This is a genomic window from Streptomyces sp. NBC_01669 (genome assembly GCF_026339735.1).
In the GTDB taxonomy this organism is placed as follows: domain Bacteria; phylum Actinomycetota; class Actinomycetes; order Streptomycetales; family Streptomycetaceae; genus Streptomyces; species Streptomyces yanii.
Genome location: NZ_JAPEQG010000001.1, coordinates 2,445,800 through 2,468,457, shown reverse-complemented (window position 1 = coordinate 2,468,457; position 22,658 = coordinate 2,445,800). Strand labels below are relative to the sequence as shown.

Annotated in this window: 18 protein-coding genes; 14 read left to right on the top strand and 4 right to left on the bottom strand. The window is 71.9% G+C overall.

Features of this window, described 5'->3' with window-relative positions; all coding sequences use genetic code 11:
• Positions 1-39 precede the first annotated feature (39 nt).
• From OG972_RS10800 to OG972_RS10755, 10 genes are all read left to right on the top strand, one after another.
• Positions 40-1,038: an ornithine carbamoyltransferase gene (locus tag OG972_RS10800; RefSeq protein ID WP_266980500.1), complete on the top strand. Its 999-nt coding sequence runs from the start codon at positions 40-42 to the stop codon at positions 1,036-1,038.
• Complete coding sequence (locus OG972_RS10795; RefSeq protein ID WP_266980498.1) at positions 1,035-2,315, top strand: MFS transporter; 1,281 nt, start codon at positions 1,035-1,037, stop codon at positions 2,313-2,315. Before OG972_RS10800 ends, OG972_RS10795 begins: the two co-directional genes overlap by 4 nt.
• Before the next feature lie 66 nt (positions 2,316-2,381).
• The gene (locus OG972_RS10790; protein ID WP_266980496.1) at positions 2,382-3,176 is read left to right on the top strand and encodes a hypothetical protein; all 795 of its coding nucleotides are present in this window, start codon (positions 2,382-2,384) and stop codon (positions 3,174-3,176) included.
• Positions 3,177-3,207: 31 nt separating this feature from the next.
• Positions 3,208-4,401, top strand: a complete 1,194-nt coding sequence (locus OG972_RS10785; protein WP_266980494.1) for an inositol-3-phosphate synthase — start codon at positions 3,208-3,210, stop codon at positions 4,399-4,401.
• Positions 4,398-5,291, top strand: a complete 894-nt coding sequence (locus tag OG972_RS10780; protein ID WP_266980493.1) for an SCO3242 family prenyltransferase — start codon at positions 4,398-4,400, stop codon at positions 5,289-5,291. The genes OG972_RS10785 and OG972_RS10780 overlap by 4 nt, the downstream gene beginning before the upstream one ends.
• On the top strand, positions 5,288-6,220 hold the full coding sequence (locus OG972_RS10775) for a sugar phosphate isomerase/epimerase (protein WP_266980491.1): 933 nt from the start codon (positions 5,288-5,290) through the stop codon (positions 6,218-6,220). The genes OG972_RS10780 and OG972_RS10775 overlap by 4 nt, the downstream gene beginning before the upstream one ends.
• Complete coding sequence (locus OG972_RS10770; protein WP_266980489.1) at positions 6,217-6,891, top strand: EboA domain-containing protein; 675 nt, start codon at positions 6,217-6,219, stop codon at positions 6,889-6,891. Before OG972_RS10775 ends, OG972_RS10770 begins: the two co-directional genes overlap by 4 nt.
• Positions 6,892-6,919: 28 nt before the next feature.
• Entirely contained in the window at positions 6,920-7,810 is an 891-nt protein-coding gene (locus OG972_RS10765) for a TatD family hydrolase (protein ID WP_266980487.1), read from the top strand.
• A 13-nt stretch (positions 7,811-7,823) separates the two neighbouring features.
• Positions 7,824-9,011: a metabolite traffic protein EboE gene (eboE, locus tag OG972_RS10760; RefSeq protein ID WP_266980486.1), complete on the top strand. Its 1,188-nt coding sequence runs from the start codon at positions 7,824-7,826 to the stop codon at positions 9,009-9,011.
• On the top strand, positions 9,008-10,390 hold the full coding sequence (locus OG972_RS10755; RefSeq protein WP_266980485.1) for an alkaline phosphatase family protein: 1,383 nt from the start codon (positions 9,008-9,010) through the stop codon (positions 10,388-10,390). The genes eboE and OG972_RS10755 overlap by 4 nt, the downstream gene beginning before the upstream one ends.
• Before the next feature lie 94 nt (positions 10,391-10,484).
• Here the strand turns inward: OG972_RS10755 and OG972_RS10750 are convergent, their stop codons facing one another.
• The 3 genes from OG972_RS10750 to OG972_RS10740 form a co-directional block, all read right to left on the bottom strand.
• Positions 10,485-12,284, bottom strand: a complete 1,800-nt coding sequence (locus OG972_RS10750) for an AfsR/SARP family transcriptional regulator (protein ID WP_266980483.1) — start codon at positions 12,282-12,284, stop codon at positions 10,485-10,487.
• Positions 12,285-12,624: 340 nt separating this feature from the next.
• Positions 12,625-12,966 carry a GNAT family N-acetyltransferase gene (locus OG972_RS10745; RefSeq protein WP_266980481.1) on the bottom strand — a complete coding sequence of 114 codons (342 nt, stop codon included), beginning with the start codon at positions 12,964-12,966 and terminating at the stop codon, positions 12,625-12,627.
• 37 nt (positions 12,967-13,003) lie between these two features.
• Positions 13,004-13,987 carry a pirin family protein gene (locus OG972_RS10740; protein WP_266980479.1) on the bottom strand — a complete coding sequence of 328 codons (984 nt, stop codon included), beginning with the start codon at positions 13,985-13,987 and terminating at the stop codon, positions 13,004-13,006.
• Positions 13,988-14,109: 122 nt separating this feature from the next.
• On the opposite strand from OG972_RS10740, the gene OG972_RS10735 reads away from it, so the two are divergent.
• Positions 14,110-14,598, top strand: coding sequence for a carboxymuconolactone decarboxylase family protein (locus OG972_RS10735; RefSeq protein ID WP_266980477.1), 489 nt, complete (start codon positions 14,110-14,112; stop codon positions 14,596-14,598).
• On the opposite strand, the gene OG972_RS10730 is transcribed toward OG972_RS10735, so the two are convergent.
• Entirely contained in the window at positions 14,592-17,372 is a 2,781-nt protein-coding gene (locus tag OG972_RS10730) for a helix-turn-helix transcriptional regulator (RefSeq protein WP_266980475.1), read from the bottom strand. The two genes, OG972_RS10735 and OG972_RS10730, sit on opposite strands and share 7 nt — an antisense overlap.
• Before the next feature lie 245 nt (positions 17,373-17,617).
• Here OG972_RS10730 and OG972_RS10725 point away from each other — a divergent pair, with 245 nt between their 5' ends.
• From OG972_RS10725 to OG972_RS10715, 3 genes are all read left to right on the top strand, one after another.
• Entirely contained in the window at positions 17,618-20,479 is a 2,862-nt protein-coding gene (locus OG972_RS10725; protein WP_266980473.1) for a LuxR family transcriptional regulator, read from the top strand.
• A gap of 47 nt (positions 20,480-20,526) precedes the next feature.
• Positions 20,527-21,513, top strand: a complete 987-nt coding sequence (locus OG972_RS10720; protein ID WP_266980471.1) for an alpha/beta hydrolase — start codon at positions 20,527-20,529, stop codon at positions 21,511-21,513.
• A gap of 100 nt (positions 21,514-21,613) precedes the next feature.
• On the top strand, positions 21,614-22,657 hold the full coding sequence (locus tag OG972_RS10715) for a helix-turn-helix domain-containing protein (protein ID WP_266980469.1): 1,044 nt from the start codon (positions 21,614-21,616) through the stop codon (positions 22,655-22,657).
• The last annotated feature ends 1 nt before the right edge of the window (position 22,658 follow it).

Genomic DNA, 22,658 nt, shown 5'->3' with positions numbered 1-22,658 from the left:
TCACCCGGACCTGCCACAACCGACAGAAGGGATCACCCCATGCCCGACGTACGCCATCTCATCTCCATCGACGATCTGACCGATGAGGACCTGACGTCGATCGTCGCCCGGGGCGCGGACTTCTCCGCGGGCCGTGCCACCGGGGACCGCCCGCTGGCCGGGCTCGTGGCCGGCATCTACTTCGCCAAGACCTCGACCCGTACCCGTACCGCGTTCTCCAGCGGCGCCCTGCGCCTGGGCGCGCAGATCGTCTCGTACGGCCCCAACGATCTCCAGACCAACACCGGGGAGACCACCGAGGACACCGGACGCGTCCTCGCCGGCATGCTCGACCTGCTGGTCGCCCGCACCGCCGCCGACCCCGCCGAGATGCGCAGCTGGGCCTCGCAGGGCGGAATGTCCGTCGTCAACGCGATGAGCGCCGACGAGCACCCCACTCAGGCGCTGACCGATCTGACCACGCTCCTCGGCCGGTTCGGGCGGATCGAGGGACTGCGCGTGCTGTACGTCGGCGAGGGGAACAACTCCGCGGCGGCCCTGGCGCTCGCCCTGCCGAGGTTCAGGAACATCACCCTGGAGCTGCGCACCCCGCCCGGGTACGGACTCGCCCCCGCGACCCTCGCCCGCGCCCTCGCCACCGCGGAACGCACCGGATCCACCGTCGTCGAGCGGCACGACATGGAGGCGCTCCCCGAGGATTTCGACGCCATCTACACCACCCGGTGGCAGACCACGGGGACCAGCAAGCCCGACCCCGACTGGCGGAACATCTTCGCGCCCTTCCAGGTGAACTCCACGCTGTGGAAGGGGAGTCCGGATGCGGTGTTCCTCCATGACCTGCCCGCCCACCGGGGCGAGGAGGTCACCGCCGAGATCCTCGACGGACCGACGTCGATCGCCTTCCAGCAGGCCGAGAACAAGATGCACAGCGCCATGGCCGTCCTCGAATGGTGCCGCACCGGCCCCGTCGGCAGCCCGGCGACCGGTCTCACGGTGGAGGGCGGCGCGGGAGCCAGGGCCGTGGCCACGGCCGGATGACGGCTCCGCCGGGTGAGCAGGAGGACACCGGCACGGCCGACTCCGCCCCCCTCCAGCCCCTGCGCCGCAACCGCGACTTCGTCCTCCTGTGGGGCGGCGTCGGGGCCACACTGCTCGGCGCCCGCGCCTGCTATGTCGCGTACCCCTTCCTGGTTCTCTGGTACACCGGATCGGCGAGCGACGCCGGACTGGTCGGCTTCGCCGCGCTCCTGCCCAATCTGCTCGTGCAGCTGCCCGCAGGGGCGCTCGTGGACCGCTGGGACCGCAGGCGGCTGATGATCCTCTGCGATCTGGGCTCCCTCCTGGCCACCGCATCGGTCGCAGCCGCGGTGGCCACCGGCCGGATCAACCTCGGCCATCTGGTGGCCGCCGCCTTCGTCAGCGGCAGCCTGGCCGTCTTCCACCAGCTCGCCGAACGGGCCGCGGTGCGCCACCTCGTACCGCCCGGACAACTGCCCGTCGCCCTCACCCAGAACGAGGCGCGCTGGCGGGCCGCCGGACTGCTGGGGCAGCCCGTCGGCGGGGCGCTGTACACCCTGGCGCGCTGGTCACCCTTCCTCTTCGCGGCCACGGCCCATCTGCTGTCGCTGATCTCGCTCCTGCTGATCAGAAAGCCGTTCCAGGGCCCGCGCGACACCGCACCGCGTCGCCGGCTCGCCGTCGAAGTCGCCGAAGGGTTCACCTGGACCTGGCAGCGTCGGTTCCTCACCACCCTGGTCGGGCTGATCGCCGCGACCAATCTGCTCTTCCAGGGCATCAGCCTCGCCGTGATCCTCATCGTGCGCGACGGCGGAGGCTCGGCCGCGCTCCTGGGAACGATCACCGCCGTCGGCGGGATCGGCGGGATGCTCGGCGCACTCGGCGCGACGTGGTGGACCCGGCGGGCGCCCCTGCGCACCGTGGTCATCGGGAGCATCACCGTCTGGGCCGCCGTCATTCCCCTGCTCATCGTGGTGCGTGCACCGGTCCTCATCGGTGCCCTCCTCGCCGTCATGGCGTACGCGGGCGGACTCGTCAATGTGGTGGGCGGCGTCTACCAGGTGTCCGTCACCCCCGACGAGATGCAGGGGCGCGTCAGCAGCGTCCTCACCCTGATCGCCTCCGGCGCCGGCGCGCTCGGCGCGCTCGGCAGCGGCTTCCTGCTCGACGGGCTCGGAGTGACCGGCACCCTCGCCGGGATCGCGGGCTGCATGGTGCTCCTCGCCGTAACAGCGCTGGTCACTCCGGCACTTCGGCGCCCCGACCCGGCACCGGGCGAGGACATCTCGGCGGTATAGGCCCGGTATAGCGCCTCTTCCTAGTTTCTGGACCATCAACCTCCTCCCGGCGAAAGGGAATTTCCCATGACTCCGCCCATCGACCGCCGTCAGGCCCTCCGTACCTCCGCCGGGGCCCTCCTGGTAGCCGGCCTCGCCACCGTGGGAACGGCCACCACCGCGTCCGCCGCCCCCGTCCGGCCGAAGTCCGCGGACTACCCGGAGATCCCGAACGTTCCGGGCATGAACGGGGACCCCCGATCCAACGAGTTCTGGTACGTCTTCGACCAGGAACTCTGGTACCACCGCACGCCCGAGGTCATCGCCGCCAACGAGAAGCTCGGCGAGGTGCTCGGCGAGGACCCCGAGGTCGCCATCATCCAGGCGTACCTCGCCCACCGCAGCGCGGGCACCTACCCCAGCGGCTTCCGCACGCTCGTCACCCCCCTCAAGGAAGCGCTGACCGTCCTCTCCGACGCCCAGTGGAGCGTCATCGACCGCTACTACCCGCACACCGACCTGGCCGGTCTCACCAAGGCGTTCGCCGACTTCGGGCAGGGCGTCCTCTACGACCCGCGGCTGTCCGAGGGCCAGCGCAGCCACACCATGAACGGCAACCCGCCGGTCGGCTTCCACGCCTGGCACTGCTACCTGCGCGCCATGCAGCTCCTCGGCATCGACTCCCGCCGCTGGGCCGTGATCGACCCGCTGATCGGGCTGTCCTGGGAGATCCAGTCGATCGTCAAGCCGAAGCCCGACGTCATCTACCCGCCGCTCGACGCCAAGGTGCTCCGCCGGCTGACCGCGAAGTGGCTCAGCCGCAGCCCCGGCGAGTGCGACACCGCCTTCGAGACCTTCCCGTACCCGCAGGGCGTCAGCTGACCCACCCGACCGCGCTCCGAGAGGCAGAACCATGCGAACGGCACAGACGGAACCGACCGCAGCACCTGAGGAGAGGACCGGAGTCTGGCTCATCGGCGCCCGTGGTTCGGTGGCGACGACCGCGGTCGTCGGAGCCGCGGCGATCCGGGCCGGACTGGCCCGGCAGACCGGCTGTGTCGCCGCCCTGCCCCCCTTCGCGGAACTCGGCCTGCCCGACTTCGACCGGCTGGTCTTCGGCGGTCACGACATCGACGAGACCCCGCTGGTCAAGCGGGCCGAGCAGCTGGCGGACGCGGGAGTTCTGCCGTACGCGCTCCTCGGCCCGCTGGCGGCGGACCTCGCCGAGGCCGACGCCGAGATCCGGCCGGTCGGCGGGGGTGGCGCCGCCGGGCGGCAGGACCTGCTGATCGAGACGCTCGCGGCGGACATCGACTCCTTCCGGCGCCGCGCCGGACTCGACCGGGTCGTGGTCGTCAACGTCGCCACGACCGAACCCCTCGCGGAACCCGACCCGGCCTGCGCCTCGACGGAGGCACTGGACGCGGCGCTCGCGGCGGGGGAGTCACCGCTGCCCTACAGCGCGGTGTACGCCTACGCCGCACTGAAGTCCGGCTGCGCGTACGTCGACTTCACGCCCTCGGCGGGGGCGCGGCTGCCGGCACTCCACGAGTACGCCGTCGCTGCCGGGCTGCCGTATGCGGGCAGCGACGGCAAGACGGGGGAGACCCTCGTCAAGTCCGTCCTGATGCCGATGTTCGCGCGACGGGCCCTCGCCGTGCGCTCCTGGTCCGGCACCAACCTGCTCGGCGGCGGCGACGGAGCGGCACTCGCCGAACCCTCCCGCGCCCGCAGCAAGGTCGAGTCCAAGCGGCGCGTGCTCGACGAAGGGCTCGGCCACCCGGTCGAGGGCGGGGTGCACATCCACCACATCGCCGCGCTCGGCGACTGGAAGACGGCCTGGGACCACATCGTCTTCGACGGGTTCCTCGACGTGCGGATGACGATGCAGTTCACCTGGGAGGGCTGCGACTCCGCGCTCGCGGCGCCGCTCGTCCTCGATCTGGCCCGGTTCACGGCTCTGGCCCACCGCGCGGGGGAGAGCGGGCCCGTGCCCGCCCTCGGCTTCTTCTTCAAGGACCCGGTGGGCTCCACGGTCCATGGGCTGGAGGAACAGTTCACGGCCCTGGTGGACTGGGCACGGGCCGCCGCAGCGGTGCGGGTGTGAGCGGGTACCCGAGGCGGCGCCTGCCCTCCGCGGGTGCCGTCGCACGGCTGGTACGGGCTCCCGCCGCGCTCACCGTCCCCGGCGATGTGCTGGCGGGGGCCGCGGCCGCGGGAGTGCGACGCGGGCCCCGGACAGTGGGGCTTGCCGCCTCCTCCGTCTGCCTCTACTGGGCGGGTATGGCGCTCAACGACTACGCCGACCGCGGCCTCGACGTCGTGGAACGCCCCGAGCGCCCGATCCCTTCCGGAGAGGTCTCGCCCGGACAGGCCCTTGCCCTCGCCACCGGTCTCACCGCCGCCGGGATCGGACTCGCCGCGCTCGGCGGGGGACGCGCCGCACTGCCCACCGCCGTATCGCTCGCCGGGGTCGTCTGGGCGTACGACCTCGCCCTGAAGTCCACCCCGGCCGGGCCCGCCGCGATGGCGACCGCCCGGGGGCTCGACGTGCTGCTCGGCGGCGCGGGCAGCGGACGGACCCGGGCCGCGCTCCCGGCGGCCCTCACCGTGGCCGCGCACACGTTCGCCGTCACCGTGCTCAGCCGGCGCGAAGTCAGCGGTGCGAGCAGGGCCGTTCCCGCCGCGACGCTCGCCGCGAGCGGGGCGGTCACGGCGGCGGCCGTGGCATACGGCAACCGGGCCGCACCGGCACACCGGGCGGTCAGCCGCACCCTGGCCGCCGCCTACCTCAGTACCTGCGGACTCGCCCAGTACAGCGCCGCCCGCACCCCGACCGCCGCGAGCGTACGCCGGGCCGTGGGCGCCGGGATCCACGCCATGATGCCGCTCCAGGCCGCGCTGACCGCGGCGGCCGGCTCCACGGCCGTGGCCCTGCCGGTGGCCGCGGCACTGCCTCTCGCCCGACGACTGGCCCGGAAGGTGTCGCCGACATGACGAGGACCGCGCTGCGCTTCGCGTACGGAACCAACGGTTTCGGCGACCACCGGATCGGCGACGCCCTGCGGGTCCTCGCGGACCTCGGCTACGACGGGGTCTCGCTGACCCTCGACCACCACCACCTCGACCCGTACGCACCGGACGTGGCCGCGCGGACCGCCGGGGTCAGGAAGGTGCTCGACCGTACCGGTCTCGACGTGGTCGTCGAGACCGGTGCCCGCTACCTGCTCGACCCGATGCGCAAGCACCAGCCGACCCTGGTCTCCACCGAGGGCCGCGCCCACCGCGTCGATCTGCTGCGCAGGGCGACCGAGATCGCGGCCGGACTCGGCGCCACCACCGTCCACCTGTGGAGCGGCGCCGCCCCCGATGACGTCCCGGCCGTACCGGCCGACGAGGCGTGGAAGCGGCTCGCCCAAGGGTGCGCCACCGTGCTGGAGCACGCCGGACGCGCGGGAGTCGACCTGGCTTTCGAACCCGAACCGGGCATGCTGGTCGCCACGTTGCAGGACTACCAGCGGCTGGTGGACCTGCTGGGTGGGCACGACCGGTTCCGGCTCACCCTCGACATCGGGCACTGCCGCTGCCTGGAACCGCACCCCGTCGTGGAGTGCGTGCACCGTTCGGCCGACCGGCTCGCCCATGTCCAGATCGAGGACATGCGACGCGCGGTGCACGAGCATCTTCCGTTCGGGGACGGCGAGATCGACTTCCCACCGGTTCTGGCCGCACTCGCCGATGTGGGCTACCGCGGCCTGGTGTCGGTGGAACTGCCCCGGCACAGCCACGCAGCGACCCTTCAGGCGCGCCGCAGCATCGCGTTCCTGCGCGAGGCGGCGGCCGCCGCGAGGACCGTACGCCCGCCGGAGCTCGTGTCCACCCCCACCCCCGAACCCCGACTCATGAAGGGCGCGGTACGCCCATGACGCTCTCGGACACCACCACACCCACCGGAGCCGTCCATGACCGGCGCACCGTCCGGGCGCTGCTCGGTGCGCTGGACGCCGCCCTCGACCCGGACCGCCGGGAGCGGCTCGCGCGGGACACCGCGGCCGTCGCCGCCGACCCGGCCGCGCTGGACACCCGGTTCGCCTCGGCCGGCCGCGTCTACGGGCGGCTCCCGCTGCCGGACCGGGCGCTGCCCGACCGCGCGGGCTGGGCCGTCGAGGACGCCGTGCGTGCCGCACTGCTGCTCGCCGTCGCCCCCGACCGCACCGCCACCGAGACCGCCGCCCGGTATGCGCAGGGCGACGCCGCCGAACGGCGCGGGGTGCTGCTGTCCCTGCCCTATCTGCCGCTCGGCGGCGCCGCGGCCTCCCTCACCGACGACGCCCTGCGCAGCAACGACACCCGGCTGATCATCGCCGCACTCGGCCCGTACGCCCGCGCACATCTCGATCAGCACCGTTGGCGCCATGCCGTACTCAAGTGCCTGTTCACCGAGATACCGCTGTCCGTCGTCGCCGGGCTCCACGAGCGCAAGGACGTCGAACTCGCCCGGATGGCACAGGCGTTCGCCGACGAGCGCCGCGCCGCGGGCCGCCCCGTGCCGGCCGATCTCGTCCTTCTCGTCCCGGACCGCGGCCGCGACCGATAGCCACCCCCCTACTCGCAGGAGCCCGCACATGCGGATTTTCGACCCGCACATCCATATGACCTCACGGACCACCGACGACTACCGGGCGATGTACGACGCGGGTGTCCGCGCCTTGGTCGAACCCGCGTTCTGGCTCGGCCAGCCCCGTACCTCGCCGGCGAGTTTCAGCGACTACTTCGACGGACTCCTCGGCTGGGAGCCCTACCGCGCCGCCCAGTACGGGATCAGGCACCACTGCACCATCGGCCTCAACCCGAAGGAGGCCAACGACCCCCGCTGCACCCCCGTGCTCGACCTGCTGCCGCGCTTCCTCGCCAAGGACGGCGTCGTCGCCGTCGGTGAGATCGGCTTCGACACCGTCACCCCCGCCGAGGAGCACGCCTTCGCCGCGCAGCTCGCCCTCGCCGTCGAGCACCGGCTGCCCGCACTCGTGCACACCCCGCACCGCGACAAGGCGGGCGGCACCGCCCGGTCGCTGGCCGTCGTGGCGGAATCCGGCATCGACCCGGGCTTCGTCGTGCTGGACCACCTCAACGAACTGACCGTCGGTCACGTTGTCGAAACAGGGTGCTGGATGGGCTTCTCCATCTACCCCGACACCAAGATGACCCCCTCCCGCATGGTCGAGATCCTCCAGCGGTACGGCACCGAACGGATGCTGGTGAACTCCGCGGCGGACTGGGGACACAGCGATCCGCTGCTCACCCGCGCGACCGGCGAGGCGATGCTCGCCGCCGGTTTCGACGAGGCGGATGTGGACCGCGTCCTGTGGCAGAACCCGACCGTCTTCTACGCACAGAGCGGCCGGCTCGACGTCGACGCCACCGGGTCCGCGGAGAGCGGCGGTACCCCGGCGAACCCGACGTCCCCGACGGCGGGCCTTTATGCGGGCAACTCCGTTGCCCGGGGCGGCAGCTGAGGAAACCGGGACCGTGAGACTGCGCCATCGCGACGGGACCGACGTCCATCTTGCCTACTGCACCAATGTGCACCCGGCGGAGGATCTGGCGGGTATCACCGCACAGTTCGACCTGTACGCCCTTCCGGTACGGGAACGCCTCGGCGCCGCCACCCTCGGGCTGGGCCTCTGGCTGTCCGACACCACCGCCGCCGCACTTGACACCGACCCGGCCGCCCTCGCCCGCCTCGGCGCCGACCTGGTTGCCCGCGGCCTGGAGACGGTCACCTTCAACGGTTTCCCGTACCGCGGCTTCCACGATCCGGTCGTCAAGCACGCCGTGTACACCCCCGACTGGTCCGACCCGCGCAGACTCGACCACACCCTGCGTCTGGCCCGTATCCTCGCCGTCCTGCTCCCCGACACCGCCACCCACGGCAGCGTCTCCACGCTCCCCTTCGCCTGGCGCACCCCCTGGCCGACGGAACGCCATGACACCGCCCTGCGCCAACTCGACCTGCTGGCCGCAGGGCTGAAGCAGATCGAGGCCGACACCGGCCGCGTCATCCGGGTCGCCGTCGAACCCGAACCCGGCTGTGTGACCGAGACGGTGCGGCACACGGCCGCCGCCCTCGCCGCCACGGATCCCGAGCGGATCGGGGTGTGCCTCGACGCCTGCCACCTCGCCGTGGCCCACGAGGACCCCCACGAAGCCCTCCGCGCCCTGGCCGTCCACGAGGTCCCGGTGGTCAAGCTCCAGGCGTCCGCCGCCCTGTGCGCCGACCGGCCTCACGACCCCGCAGTCCGGTCCGCCCTGGCCGAGTTCGTCGAACCCCGCTTCCTGCACCAGACCAGGGAACAGACGCCCGACGGCTCCGTGCTGGGCCGCGACGACCTCGACGAGGCTCTCGCCGAGGACGGCGGGCTTCCCGGCCACCGGCCCTGGCGGGTCCACTACCACGTCCCCCTGCACACCGAGCCGGCGCCGCCGCTCAGCAGCACCCAGCACGAGCTCCGCGCCACCCTCCGCACGCTGTTCGCGGGGGAGCGGGCGCTCACCGGCCATGTCGAGGTGGAGACCTACACCTGGACCGTGCTGCCGGAAGGCCGGCGCCCCGCCGGACCCGATGGCCTGGTCGACGGGATAGCCGCCGAACTGGCATGGACAAAAGCCGAGTTGAATGCACTCGGCCTCACGAGTGCTGAGGAGCACCACTCATGACCGACCGACGCAGAAAGGTCGCCGTGCTGTGCACGGTCGGCCTCACCCCGCGGCTGCTGCCGCACATGCCCCATCTCCGGGCCATCGGCGAACAGGGTTTCGCCGCCGCGCTGGACACGGTCTTCCCGGCCGTCACCGCCACCGTCCAGGCGTCCCTGACCACCGGCAGCCTGCCCAACGACCACGGCGCGGTGGCCAACGGCTGGTACCACCGTGACCAGGGCGAGGTGCTCATGTGGCGTCAGCACAACGCCCTCGTCCACGGCGAAAAGGTGTGGCACGCCGCCCGGGAGAAGGACCCGGACCACACCACCGCGTACCTCTGCTGGTGGTGGGCGATGGGCGCCGAGGTCGACACCGTCCTCACCCCGCGCCCCGTCTACCACTACGACGGCCGCAAGCAGCCGGACTGCTACACCGTCCCGGCAGGCCTGCGCGACGAACTGACCGCACTGCAGGGTGACTTCCCCCTCTTCAACTACTGGGGTCCGACTGCCGGCATCGCCTCGACCAGCTGGATCGCCCAGGCGTCCCGCTACGTCCTGGACCGCCGGAGCCCCGACCTGACCTTCATCTATGTCCCGCACCTCGACTACGACCTCCAGCGCTACGGCCCCGACAGCCCGCAGGCCGTCCGGGCGGCCCGCGAGGCGGACGCCGCGCTCGGACCGCTCCTGGACGACCTGCGGGACCGCGGCACCACCGTGATCGCGCTGAGCGAGTACGGGATTGCCCCGGTGCGCCGACCCGTCGACATCAACCGGGCGCTGCGCCGCGAAGGGCTGCTCTCCGTCTATGTGCAGCGCGGCATGGAGTATCTCGACCCACATACCTCCCGGGCCTTCGCCGTCGCCGACCACCAGGTCGCCCATGTGTATGTCGCCGACCCCTCCGACCTGCCGCGGGTACGGGACACGCTCAAGGCCACCGCGGGTGTCGACGCGGTCCTTGACCGCATCCAGCAGGCCGACTTCGGCATCGACCACCCGAACGCCGGCGAGCTCGTGACGGTCGCGGAACCGGACGCCTGGTTCACGTACTACTACTGGCTGGACGACGACCGCGCCCCCGACTTCGCCCGGGGCGTCGAGATCCACCGCAAGCCCGGCTACGACCCGGCCGAGCTGTTCTTCGACCCGGCCGATCCGATGATCAAGGCCAAGGCGGCGCTGACGCTGATGCGCAAGAAGGCGGGCATGCGGGCCCCGATGACCGTCGTGCCGATCGATCCGCACTGTGTGCGGGGGAGCCACGGCCGACTTCCCGACGACGACCGGGACGCCCCGATGCTGCTGTGCTCGGAGCCCGCAGAGGCTCAGCAGCGCTACCACGCCACCGAGGTCAAGCGGCTGATCCTGCGCCTGCACGGCTGGTCCTGACGCGTCGCCGGCGCCCCTGCTGCCACAGGGGCGTCGGCGAAGTGTCCGCACCGCACACGCGTATGCGCGGCAGACGGCGGTTCGATGAAAAGTCCTAGGAGGCGGCGGGCTCCGATGCGGGCTGCTCCTGGGCGAACAGCCGGACCAGCGACAGGAAGCGGTAGTGCAGTCGCTCGTCGGTGCAGACCCCGCTGACCTCGATCAGCCGGGCGTCGGCCAGCGCCTCGAGAACCCATTCGGCCCGCTCCTCGCACACCCCCAGCACCTCGGCGGCCTCCCGCGCGCTGAGCCCGGCCGCGCAGCCCCGTGCCAACTCCCGGAACGCCCGGCGTGATTCGGCGTCGAGCGCGGCATGCCCGAGCCGCAGGGAGGCCCGCAGATCGTGGCCACCGAGCCGCAGCTCGCTCAGCCGGTGCTCTTCGGGTGCGAGTCTGGCCACCAGCCGGGAGAGCCGCCACTGGGGGTTGGCCGTCAGCCGGGTCGCGGCGATGCGCAGCGCGAGCGGAAGCCGGTCGCAGAGCTCGACCAGCCGGGCCGCCGCCTCCGGCTCCGCCGCCACCCGGTCGGCGCCCACGAGCCGGGCGAGCAGCCCGGTCGCCTCGTCCGGGTCCGGCAGCCCGAGGTGGACCAGGCGGATGCCCTCCAGGCCGCTCAGCGGACTGCGCCCGGTGATGATGGTCCGGCACAGCTGCCCGCCCGGCAGCAGGGGTCGGGTCTGCCGGTCGTCCTCCGTGTTGTCGAGGACGACGAGCACCCGGCGCCCCGCCAGCCGACTCCGGTACAGCTGGCTGCGCTCGTCCAGCGAGACCGGCAGATCCCCCTCGGGGGTGCCGAGCGCGTGCAGGAACCAGCCCAGCACCTCATGCGGGTCCTTGGCCCGCCCCTGGGCGTCGCGCAGGTCGACGTAGAGCTGTCCGTCGGGGAAGTGCTGACGGCTCAGCTGGGCGGCGTGCACGGCGAGCGCCGACTTCCCGATGCCCGACATACCGGTGATCACGGCCCGGTGCGGGTGCGCCGCGTGCGGCCGGAGCAGGGCGGTCACTTCGGCGAGCTGTTTCTCGCGGCCGTGGAAGTCGGTGGTGTCCGACGGCAGCATCGCGGGCACGAGCCCGTTCCAGCTGTGGGAGGACGCCGACAGGACGGCGGTTCCCGCGGCGGGCCCGCCCAGGTCCCCGGTGAGGATCGCGTCGTGGACCGTACGCAGCGCCTGCCCAGGGTCGATCCCGAGCTCCTCGCGCAGCGTGCGCCGTCCGGCGCGGTAGACGGCGAGCGCCTCCGCCTGCCGCTCGCTGCGGTAGAGGGCGGTCATCAGCTGGGCGCGCAGCCGTTCCCGCAGCGGATGGCGGGCCACCAGCGGCGTCAGCTCCGCGATCAGCGCGGCGTGCGAGCCCATGGCGAGGTCGGCCTCGATGCGGCTCTCCAGGGCGGCCATGTAGGCCTCCTCCAGCCGGGGCAGCTCGATCTCGCCGAGGAAGTCGGTGGTGTTGGAGAGGGCCGGCGCGCTCCACAGACTCAGCGCGTCCCGCAGATCCCGGGCGGCCTGCTCGAACCGTCCGCCGCTCAGCGCCCGGGTCCCGATGCCGGCCAGCCGCTCGAACTCCGCCCAGTCGAAACCGGCGGGGCCGATGTCCAGCCAGTAGCCGGGACCGCGTCGTTCCAGCCGGATCCCGGGACCGAGACGCTTGCGCAGCCGGGAGATGTACGTGTAGATCTGCGCGCTCATCGTCGCGGGCGGCTCCCAGCCCCACAGGAGGGTGCTGAGCCGGTCGTCGGTGACCATATGCCCGCGAGCCAACAACAGGGCGGCGAGCGTGGTGCGTTGTTTGGTGCCGTCGAGCGGGATGTCGGCACCGTCGACGGACGCCTCCACCGGGCCGAGGATGCTGAACTTCATGTGTTTCCCCCGTTCCGAGCCGCGCGCGGAAGCGCGACGGCTGTTGTGGGGGACGCTAGAAGGGGGTGGTGTTCACGGATTATCGTTTCGATTTCGCGGCCTGTGGCGGCGAGCGGAACGGCCCTTCTCGGCCAACGGCGGTGCCCGCTCCCGACCCGCCCGCAGCCTTCGGTCCGGGCCGCCGTCGCCACGGACGCCCGGGCGGGCGTGGCGGATGCTCGCCGAGGACAGGCACGCCGGCGGGCTGCCGGCCCGAGGATCCGTCACGCCGTCCCGATGGGCAGCGGGAACCGGACGTGCCCGATCGAAGTGGCGCACGCACGGGCCGGCTCCGGGGCGGTCACCGCTTCAGGGCGGTGTCCAGCCACTCCAGGACCTCGGGCGTCACCGGGTCGGTGATGTCCGCGAACTCGTCGTGCTTCTTGAGGAACTTCGCCACGTACGGGCAGACCGGCACGATGCGCTTTCCGGAGGCGCGTACGTCGGTCAGGGCCTGCTCCACGAGGAGCGAGGCCAGGCCCTGGCCTGCGAAGGCGTCGTCGATCTCGGTGTGGAAGAAGACGCGTTGTCCGTCGCGGTCGCGGTAGGCGGTGAGGCCCGCGCGCTCGCCGTCGACCAGAACCTCGTAACGGTGCCTGGAGTCGACTCTCTGAACGGTCGGCTCGGATGCGTGCTGGGTCATGACGGGCCTTTCGGTGTCGTACGTCACTCAGAGGAGCTCAGTGGTGTGCAGGATTCTTGCGTGGTGCGATCCGGGCGTTCGGAAGGCCCGGCGCGGGAAGGCGGCCGCCGTCGTAACCGTCGACACTGCCGAAGCGATCGGAGGCGTTCTCCCACGCGGCCCGCGCTTCGACGATGTCCTCGTGGCTGCGACCGATGAAGTTCCACCACATGACGATCGATTCCTGGAACGGTGTGCCGCCCAACAGCACCACGCGGGCCGGGTATTCCGTCTCGTTCGTCAGGGTCAGGGCGTCGCTTCCGGTGCCGATGTATCCCAACTCGGCCGGGTGCAGAAGTGTTCCGTCGACGCGGACGTTCCCTTCGTCGACGAGCAGGCCGTGCTCGAAGCCGGGATCCACGCGGAGGCTGGTCGTCGAGCGCGGGTCGAGAACGAGTTCGGCGCCGAGCAAGGGCGTGAAGGTCGGTACCGGAGAGGCGTCACCCGCCAACGACCCCAGGAACACCCTGATGTCGGCTCCGTCCACCCGGACCCGTCGCGGGACGTAGTGCTGGAAGTCACGTCCGGTGTGCCGGTGTTCTTCGGGCAGAGCCACCCACAACTGGACGCCGTGCAGCTCGGTGGTGCGGGTGGTGGAGACCTCCGAGTGGCTGATGCCGTACCCGCTGGTCATGAGGTTGAGCTCTCCGGGCCGGACGAGCGCGTGGCTGCCGAGGCTGTCGCGGTGCTCGATCTCTCCGCTGAACAGCCAGCTCACGGTCTGCAGACCGGTGTGTGGATGAGGAGCCACGTCCATGCCACCCGTGTCGGCGACGTCGTCGGGGCCGTAGTGGTCGACGAAGCACCAGGCCCCGATCAGCGTCCGCGCCCGCTGCGGCAGCGTGCGCCGTACCGTCATCGCGCGCGGCCCGCCCAACGGGACGTCCCGCGCGGACAGCACATCGACATGCTGCACGGCAGACTCGCCGTGGCCTGCCGCACCCCGGCGCCGTTCGACCGGATCCACTTCGACATCACTCACCGTACGCCCCTCTCATCCGAGAATGATTTCACATTCAACTATTATGCCTGATACTAAGTCCATGTCCCCGCACACGCACGGCAGAGGAGCGAGGGCCGGAAGCGGCCCCGGAGGAGTCCACGTTGAGTGACACGACAGCAGACCTGGCAAGCCGACGGGTCTACATCGACAAGCAGAGCCCCAAGGCCTACCGCGCACTCGTCGGGACGGCCGACGCGGTCCGCACGGCCGCCGCCGAGGCGGGAATCGACCGCAGCCTGGTGGAGCTGATCAATCTCCGCGTGTCGCAGATCAACGGCTGTGCGTACTGCCTCAGCGTGCACACCGGGGCCGCGCTCCGTGCCGGTGAGACGACGCAGCGCCTGGGCGTGCTGGCCGCCTGGCGCGACACCGAACTCTTCACGGACCGGGAACGCGCGGCACTCGCCCTCGCGGAGGCGACCACCGAACCCGCGAACGCCGTCGAGCAGGAGAAAGCCTACGCCGCGGCCCGCCAGGTCCTCACCGAGGAGGAGATCTCCGCGGTGATCTGGGTGGCCATCACCATCAACGCCTTCAACCGGGTCTCCATCCTGAGCAAGCATCCCGTGCGGGGAATCCCCCCTCAGTGATCCGGCAGGCGCGCGAGGCCGAGGACATCGCGCAGTTGGGTGCGGCCCGTGATGCCGAGCTTGGGGAAGATCTTGTGCAGATGAAAGCCGATGGTACGGGGAGACAGATAGAGCCGGGCGCCGATGTCCCGGTTGGTCAGGCCCTCCGCGGCCAGTTGGGCGATCTGCAGCTCCTGCGGCGTCAGGTCGGCCACCGCTTCGGGCGCCGCGGAATCCGCCACGGCCACGCCCGCCGCGCGGAGTTCGGCCGTGGTGCGCTCGATCCAGGGGCGTGCGTCGAGCCGTTCGAAGATCTCGAGGGCGGTGCCGAGAACGGTGCGCGCCTCCGCGGCCCGTCGGCGCCGCCGCAGCCACTCGCCGAAGTCCAGCTGCGCGAGGGCGTGCTCGAAGGGCCATAGGAGGCAGGCCGGGTCGGCGACCGCCGCACGGAAATGGGGCTCCGCGTCCTCGGGATCGCTCAGCAGGGCCGAGGCACGATGCACGATCGCGTCCAGGCGGGCGGAGCGGGACGCGCCCAGGGTCGTCTCTGCGGCCCGGAGCACGGAGCGGGCGTCGTCCGCCTGGCCGACGCGGACGCCTGCGGCGGCAAGATCGGCGAGGTGGTACAGGGAAGCGTGGTAGTGCACGGGTGCGGGGTGGAAGTCCTGGGTGAACACGCGCCGGAAGTGCTCGTACGCCGCCTTGTGGTCGCCCTCCGCCAGGGCTGCCATGGCGAGCGCGTGGCAGTAGCGCACATACAGGCTGCGGGAATCGAGCAGGTCGATGCCGCGGACGGCATCGCCGGCCTGCGCACGCGCGGCCTCGTGATCCCCGCGGGCGGCGCGCAGCGTGGCCCGCAGGATGGATGACCCCACGGTGACGTTGTCCGCGCCTGACTCTGTCGCCATCCAGAAGGCGTCCTCGGCGGCGGAGCGGGCCGCGGTCCAGGCTCCGCTCTCGAACAGTGCGAGGGCGAGGGCCTGCGCGACGGTGCAGTTGGCGCCGGCCGTTGCAGCTCGTCGCAGATGGTCCAGGGCCTGGCCGAGCAGGCGTACGGCCTGGTCGGTCTCGTCCAGGATCCAGGCTGTGGCGCCGAGCACGACGAAGTCGGACAGGGAACCGTCCTGCAGTGTGTCCACCGCGTGGGCCAGGCCTTTCAGAGCCTTCTCCCGGTCCGTGAACGGGTGGCTGGCCACCTGTGGCCAGAGGCAGTCGATCCTGTTCGGCGGCGGCGTGATGAGGCCGCCGATCCGCTGGAGTTCGGTCCGGTAGAACGGGGCGCCGGAGTTGTACGCGGGGGTCGATGCCGTTGACAGCGCGCTCAGAGCCAGGGCAGGTGCGTGTGTGGCCATGGATTCGGCCACGGGCAGCAGGAAGGCCAGGGAGTCGTCGTGCCGGAGCGTCACGGCCAGGGACCACCCGCCGCGCAGGGACGCCTCGGCGAGGAGCTGGGCGTCGTCCGTCAGGGTGTCGACGCGGGCCGCGATCTCACCGACCCACTGCGGATACCCGGCGTACATGGCCGATTCGGCAGCGGCGAGCAGGCGCCTGGCACGCTGATCCGGCTCCGACGTGAGTTCCGCGGCGCGTTCCAGCGCCGCGGCCGCGGCCGCGTATCCGCCGCGACGCCGCGAGCGTTCCGCGCTCTCCGCGAGAGCGCCGGCGACCTGATCGTCCGGGCCGAGTGCGGCTGCGGCGAGGTGCCAGGCACGGCGATCGGGTTCCTGCGCGAGCGCGGCGGCGAGCGCCAGGTGGGCCTCGCGGCGCTCGGCGAACGAAGCGGCCTGGTAGATCGCGGAGCGGACCAGCGGATGACGCAGACGCACATGACTGCCCTCGACGCGCACCAGCCCCGCCTGCTCGGCGGGTCTCCACACCTCCGGCCCGTCCAGGCCGGGCACGGCGTGGAGAACGTCCGAGAGATCGGCGCTGCCGGCTGCCGCCGTCAGGAGCAGGACCCGGCGTGTGGCGTGCGGCAGGGTGGGCAGGTCGGCGGCGAACAGGTGCTCCAGCCGGGCGGTGAGGGGGAGCGAGTCGATCGACCCGACTCCGCGGCTGCCCAGGGCCCTGGCGAAGGCTCGCGTGAGCTCGATGAGGGCCAGCGGGTTCCCGGCCGCCTGCCGGAGAATCCTGGACCGGACGCGATCCCGTGGTGGATGCGGCTGCGCGTCCAGCAGGAGCCCCGCCGCGGCTCGGTCCAGAGGACCTGCGGCCAGATGCGGGAAGTCGCGGTCGAAGCGCGCCGGCACCGCTTCATCCCGTGCGGCGAGCAGCAGGCCGATGCGTTCGCCTTCGAGACGCCGGGCGATGAACGCGAGTACGTCCAGCGAGCCGACGTCCAGCCACTGTGCGTCGTCGACGGCGATCAGCAACGGGCGTTCCGTTGCCGCGTCCGAGAGCAGCGTCAGCACGCCGACCATGATCAACAGTGGGTCCGGCGCCTGTGACTCGTCAGTGTCGTCCGAACCCAGTGCGCGGCGCAGGGCATCGCGCTGCCGCGGGGGAAGCCGGTCGACACCGGAGAGTACCGGGCGCAGCAGTTGGTGCACCCCCGCGAAACCGAGATCCTTCTCGCCTTCGCTGCCTCGAACCCGGAGCACGCGCCGGCCGCCCGCCACGGCGTGCGAGGCCGCCCATTCCACCAGGGCGCTCTTGCCCACTCCCGGCTCGCCGGTCAGCACGAGCACTTTCGGGCCGCGGTCGTCCTCGGAGTCGATCAGTTGCGCGATCCGCGCCAGTTCACGATCCCTGCCCAGGATCTCCCGCGTACGTGTCGGGTCGGTGCCGAAGTCCATGCTCTCCCTTGTCCGTCCAACCGTCCGCCTGTCGAACCGGTGTGGATGCAAATTGCCTGCTCATCGCTCTGAAGGCATCCTGCCAGGCCCGATTCCGGCATGACTGGTCACATGACAGAAGCGTCCCTTCCGGCGCCCTGACAGCATCCACTCATGGGCGTGGGACGTGAGAGTTGCCGACCTTTCGTCCAGCGAAGTCGGTAGGCCGTGGCGATCTCGTTCATGGTTCGGGGGAGCGGAGTGCGATGACGGAATTCGACGTGAGGGGCGCGGCAGCCGCCGGTGAAGGAATCGACCCCGGCGGCACCGAGCCGATTGCCGCAGCGGTGATCGGCCGGGAGGCGGAGGTCGATCGGATCCTGCGGTCCCTCGACGTACGCGATGGCCTCCCCCAGGCTCTTCTCCTGCTCGGCGAGGCCGGAACCGGCAAGTCCCGGCTACTCCGGGTTGCCGCGGAGACAGCCGAACGACGCCGCACCCGGGTCCTGTCGGCGCAGGGCTGGGGCTCCGAGGAGCCGCAGGCGTTCTCCACCCTGCACCAGCTGCTCCTGCCGGTGCTCGGCGCGCTCGACGCTCTGCCGGAGCACCAACGGCGGGCGCTTCGCACCGCTTTCGGGCCGGCCCCGGAGGCCGGACTGCCGGAGATCAAGGCACTGGGCGCTGCGGTCCTGACACTCCTGGGGCACCTCGCGCAGGCATGCCCGGTCCTGCTGACCGTGGACGATCTGCAGGACTGCGATCGCGCGTCCATGCATGTTCTCTTCTTTGTGACGCGACGCCTGACGAACCAGGCCGTGGCCGTGCTGTTCACCGCACGCGGCGAGGCTCCCCCGGCCTGGGTCCCCACGGATCTTCCCGTCCTGTCGCTCGGCCCGCTGTCGGACCGGGCGTCGGCCCTGCTTCTGGATGCGCAGCCCGGCGCACCCGCGGGAAGGGCCAGACTGGACCTGCTCCGGCAGGCGGAGGGGAACCCGCTGGCGGTCGTCGAGCTGAGCCGGGCGGCGTACGGCGCAAGTGGGCCGGCAACGGCCGGTGCGGACCCGCGGCAGACCGCGCGGATCCAGCAGATGTTCGCCGCACGACTGGGCGAGCTCCCCGAGGAAACACAGCGCGCCCTGCTGTACGCCGCGGCCTCCTTGCAGGAGGACGATCTCGTCACCGTCATGGCCGCATTGGGCGCCCACGACCTCACCGTGTGGGTCCGGGCGGAGGAAGCCGGCCTGATCACCATCGCCGACGGTCGTCTCGCGTTCCGCAACCCGCTGATCCGCACCGCGGCATTCCACCGGTACGCCGCGAAGCTGCGGCAGCAGGTCCACCGGGATCTCGCCGCCGCACGAGGCCAGGTCCCCGCGCGTCGGGCCTGGCACCTGGCCGCAGCAGCCATCGGCCCGGAGGAGGCGGTGGCCACGGCCCTGGAGGAAGCCGCCACCCGGGCCGCGCAGACCGGAGACTGCTTCGCCTCGGCGAAGGCACTGGAACAAGCCGCGCGCTTCAGCGCCGGCGTCCACGACCGGGCTCGGCGTCTGGCCGGAGCGCTGGCCGCCGCGAGCGACGTCGGGGACCCGGAATGGGTGCGCGACCTGTACGAACGGTTCACCCGGGTGAACCGCGACCCGGAACTGCTGTGCATCGCAGCCTGCGCCATGAGTGGAGCGCTGTCACTGCTCTCCTTCCAGCGGGAGGCCTTCGACCTCCTGCTCGACGTGTGGCAGCGCACGCCGCCGAGCCGTGCAACGACCTCCTTCGCACTGGCCGCGGTCGCCATGGGGATCTCCCGCCGGTCCGGGCTGCCCGAGCACCGGCTGCCGCTGCCACGACTGCTCGACCACGCGGTCCGGGCAGCGCAGGCCGAGAAGGACCGGTGCGCACAGCAGGGCGGGTTCTTCCACGAGCTCTCCGGGCCCGAGGTCCTCGCCTCCCTGGAGGCAGCCGTGTCGGTGGAAATCGATCCTGCCGTACGGGGCGGTAGCGACGCGCTGCGAAGGTTGACCGCCCCTCTATCCGAACCCCTCGACGGTGCGCGTCGGCTGACCCGTCTGCTGGCGACCGCCTCGGTCGCCCACCACGTCGACGAGTCGGAGCTGTGCGCGGAGAAGTACCGGCAGGCAGGAGCGCTCCGTGGCACGCGGGGAACGCTGGGGCCGCGCGCATGGACGCTCGCGGCCCAGGTGGACACCCTCGTGAGCATCGGGCGGTGGGCCGAGGCCGAGGCGGTGATCGAGGAGGGCCGGTCCGCCGCCGCCGTCCACCGGTTGACCCGTGTCGACATGGACCTCGAAGCCCTGGAGGTGACCCTCCGCGCGCTTCGCGGCGAGACGATGCCGGACATCCCGTTCACCGGGCCCCACTGGCGCTCCGTCAGTCTGGACGAGAACCGGTCCACCCACGCCAGGATGCTGCGGGCCTGCGGTCTGACCGCGATGGTCCTCGGGGACGGTGACCGGGCCTTCCGGCACTTGCGGGCGTTGTTCGCGGAGGACGGCTCGCCCCTTGATCCCTTCCTTTCGCCACGCTCCATCAGCGAACTGGCCGCCGCCGCCCAGCGCATCGGCCGGCAGCGGGAGGCGGCGCGCATCCTCGGGGACGTACGGGAACGCCAGGGTGCGCGACCGACGACGCGGATGACGCTCCTGATGCATCATGCGGCGGCCCTCGTGAACGAGGATGCCGACCCCGAGCACCACTTCCGGCTGGCCCTGGTCAATCCGGAGGCGGAGAAGTGGCCCCTGGAGCGTGCCCGGGCCCGTCTGCACTACGCGATCTGGCTGCGCAGGCGCAGAAGGCCCCTGGAGGCCCGAGTTCAGCTGACCGCGGTGCTGGAGGTCGCGGCCCGGCTCGACGCCCGGCACCTTGCCGCGTCGGCCCGCGGCGAGCTGCGCGCGACCGGGGTGGCCCAGGCTCCCGCGTCGGCCGATCGTCTGGCCGAACTGACGGCTCAGCAACAGCAGATCGCGCGGCTGGCTGCGAACGGACTGTCGAACCGCGAGATCGGCGAACGGCTCTTCCTTTCGCCGCGTACCGTGGGCTCGCACCTCTACAACGTCTATCCGAAGCTCGGCATCAGCAGCCGCCACCAACTGCGGGACCTCCTGCACGACAGGTGACGGGCAACGAACCAGAACCCCGAGGGGCCGCGCGAGAGGCGAACCGGATGCAGTCGGACCCCGAGGGGCAAGCGGGTGGAAAGCCCCCGTCGGCCGTGATCCTCGATCCGCTGGTGCAGCGGCTCGTCGACGCGTCCACGGCACCCCCCTTTCTGCACGAGCTGGGACCGGTCGACGGCCGACAGGCGTTGCGGGAGTCTCAGATCCACCTGGTCGACGACTTCGAGGTGGACGTCACCTTCCACGTGGCGCCCGTGGGGCCCTCCGGCCTGGTCGGCTTCTGGATCTTCAGGCCGTTGGACCTCACCGCCCCGCTTCCCGCGGTGCTCTACGCCCACGGGGGCCGGTGGATGCTGGGAGACGCACAGACCCACGCACGGCTCGTCAGCGAGCTCGTGCGGGGCGCGGGCGTGGCCGCTGTCGTCCCCGAGTACAGCCGTACTCCCGAGGCCCGCTACCCCGTGGCCCTCGAGGAGTGCTACGCGCTGATGACCTGGGTGGTCCGGCAGGCCGGGGCACTCGGGCTCGACGCCGACCGGCTGGCGGTCGCCGGGGACTGCGCCGGCGCCACCGTGGCCACGGCGCTCACGCTGATGGCGAAGTCGCGCGGCGGCCCGAGGGTCCGCGCCCAACTGCTGTACTACCCGCTCACCGACTCCCGCTGCGACAGCCCCTCCCAGCGGCAGTTCGCCACGGGCTATCTGCTCACCCGGGAGGCGCTGCGCTCGTCCTGGCAGCAGTACGCCGACGATCCCGGGCAGCGGGACGAGCCGGCCGCGTCCCCCGTGCGTGCGAGCGTCGCGGAGCTCGCCGGGCTGCCGCCGGCGCTGGTGATCACGGCGGAGGCCGACGTGACACGGGACGAGGGAGAGCGGTACGCGGACCGGCTGCGTCGGGCCGGAGTCGAAGTGACCGCAGCCCGATTCCTGGGCACGGTCCACGACTTCGTGTCGCTGACCGCGTTGCGCGACAGCCCGCCCACGCGGGCGGCCGTGCTGCTGGGAGGATCCTTCCTTCGCAGCCACCTGAGGTGAGAGCGGCTGCCCGCTGTGCCCGGCCAGGACGGAGTAGGTGGGGCCGGACCAGTCGGCCGACTGATGCGTCCGTCACCCGGGCGAAGGCACGCTGGCCTGTATGCCAACGAGTTTCGGTTCCTTCCCGGGAGACGGTGTCCACGTCCAGGACTCCGCCACGCGGCGCCGCCCGCGTCAGGTGCTGTGCACGAGCACCGTGCCCCTCAGCGAGAGTATGGACTTCTGGCACGACGCCGTCCTCGCGCAGCTCGTGGGGATGGACATCTCCGCGGAAGGGGGAACGTACGCCGCCACCATGCGTACGGACCACCTCGGCGACCTTCGGATCAGCACGGTCGAGTGCGATCCCGGAGTGGTCCACCGGGCCCCGCGCTTCATCGCCCGCGGCGACGGCCACGAGGTGTTCGTCGCCGTACTCACCCGGGGCCTCGCCCAGGTCGAGCAGGATGACCGCGCCACGGAGCTACGACCGGGCGATGTCGCGTTCGTCGAGACCATTCGCCCCTTCCGCGCATGGTTTCCCCAACGGTTCCAGTTGAAGATCTTCGCCGTGCCGCGGAACCTCCTGGGCCTGGCGGAGGCGGACCTCAGGCAGATCACAGCGAGGTCCATGCGCCCGGAGACCGGGCTGGCGGCCCTGCTCTCGCCGTTCATGTCGCGCCTGGCGGACACGTCCGAGTCGTACTCCCGGTCCGCCGCCGAGCAACTGGCCGGCAGCGCGGTGGACCTGCTGGCTGCGGCGGCGGCGCAGCAACTCGCCGCGGAGCCGACGAGCCTGCCCGGCGCCGACCGCGTCCTGCTGCTGCGCATCCACCGGTTCATCCGCTGGCATCTGGCGGAACCGGACATCACCCCCGAGGCCGTCGCACGGGCCCATCACATCTCGGTGCGGTATCTGCACCGGCTGTTCGAGGGGGAGGGCACGACGGTCAGCCGTTGGATCCGTGAGCTGCGCATGCAGGAGTGCCGCCGGGAGCTGACGGGCACCGCCGCGCAGGGCGCCGGCGTGGGAAGCGTCGCCCGCCGCTGGGGATTCACCAGCACGTCCCATTTCGGACGGGCCTTTCGCCGGGAGTACGGGACGTCGCCGACCGAGTGGCTGCGACACGAGCAGGGCCGACGCTCCGTCGAGGGGGACGAGTGAC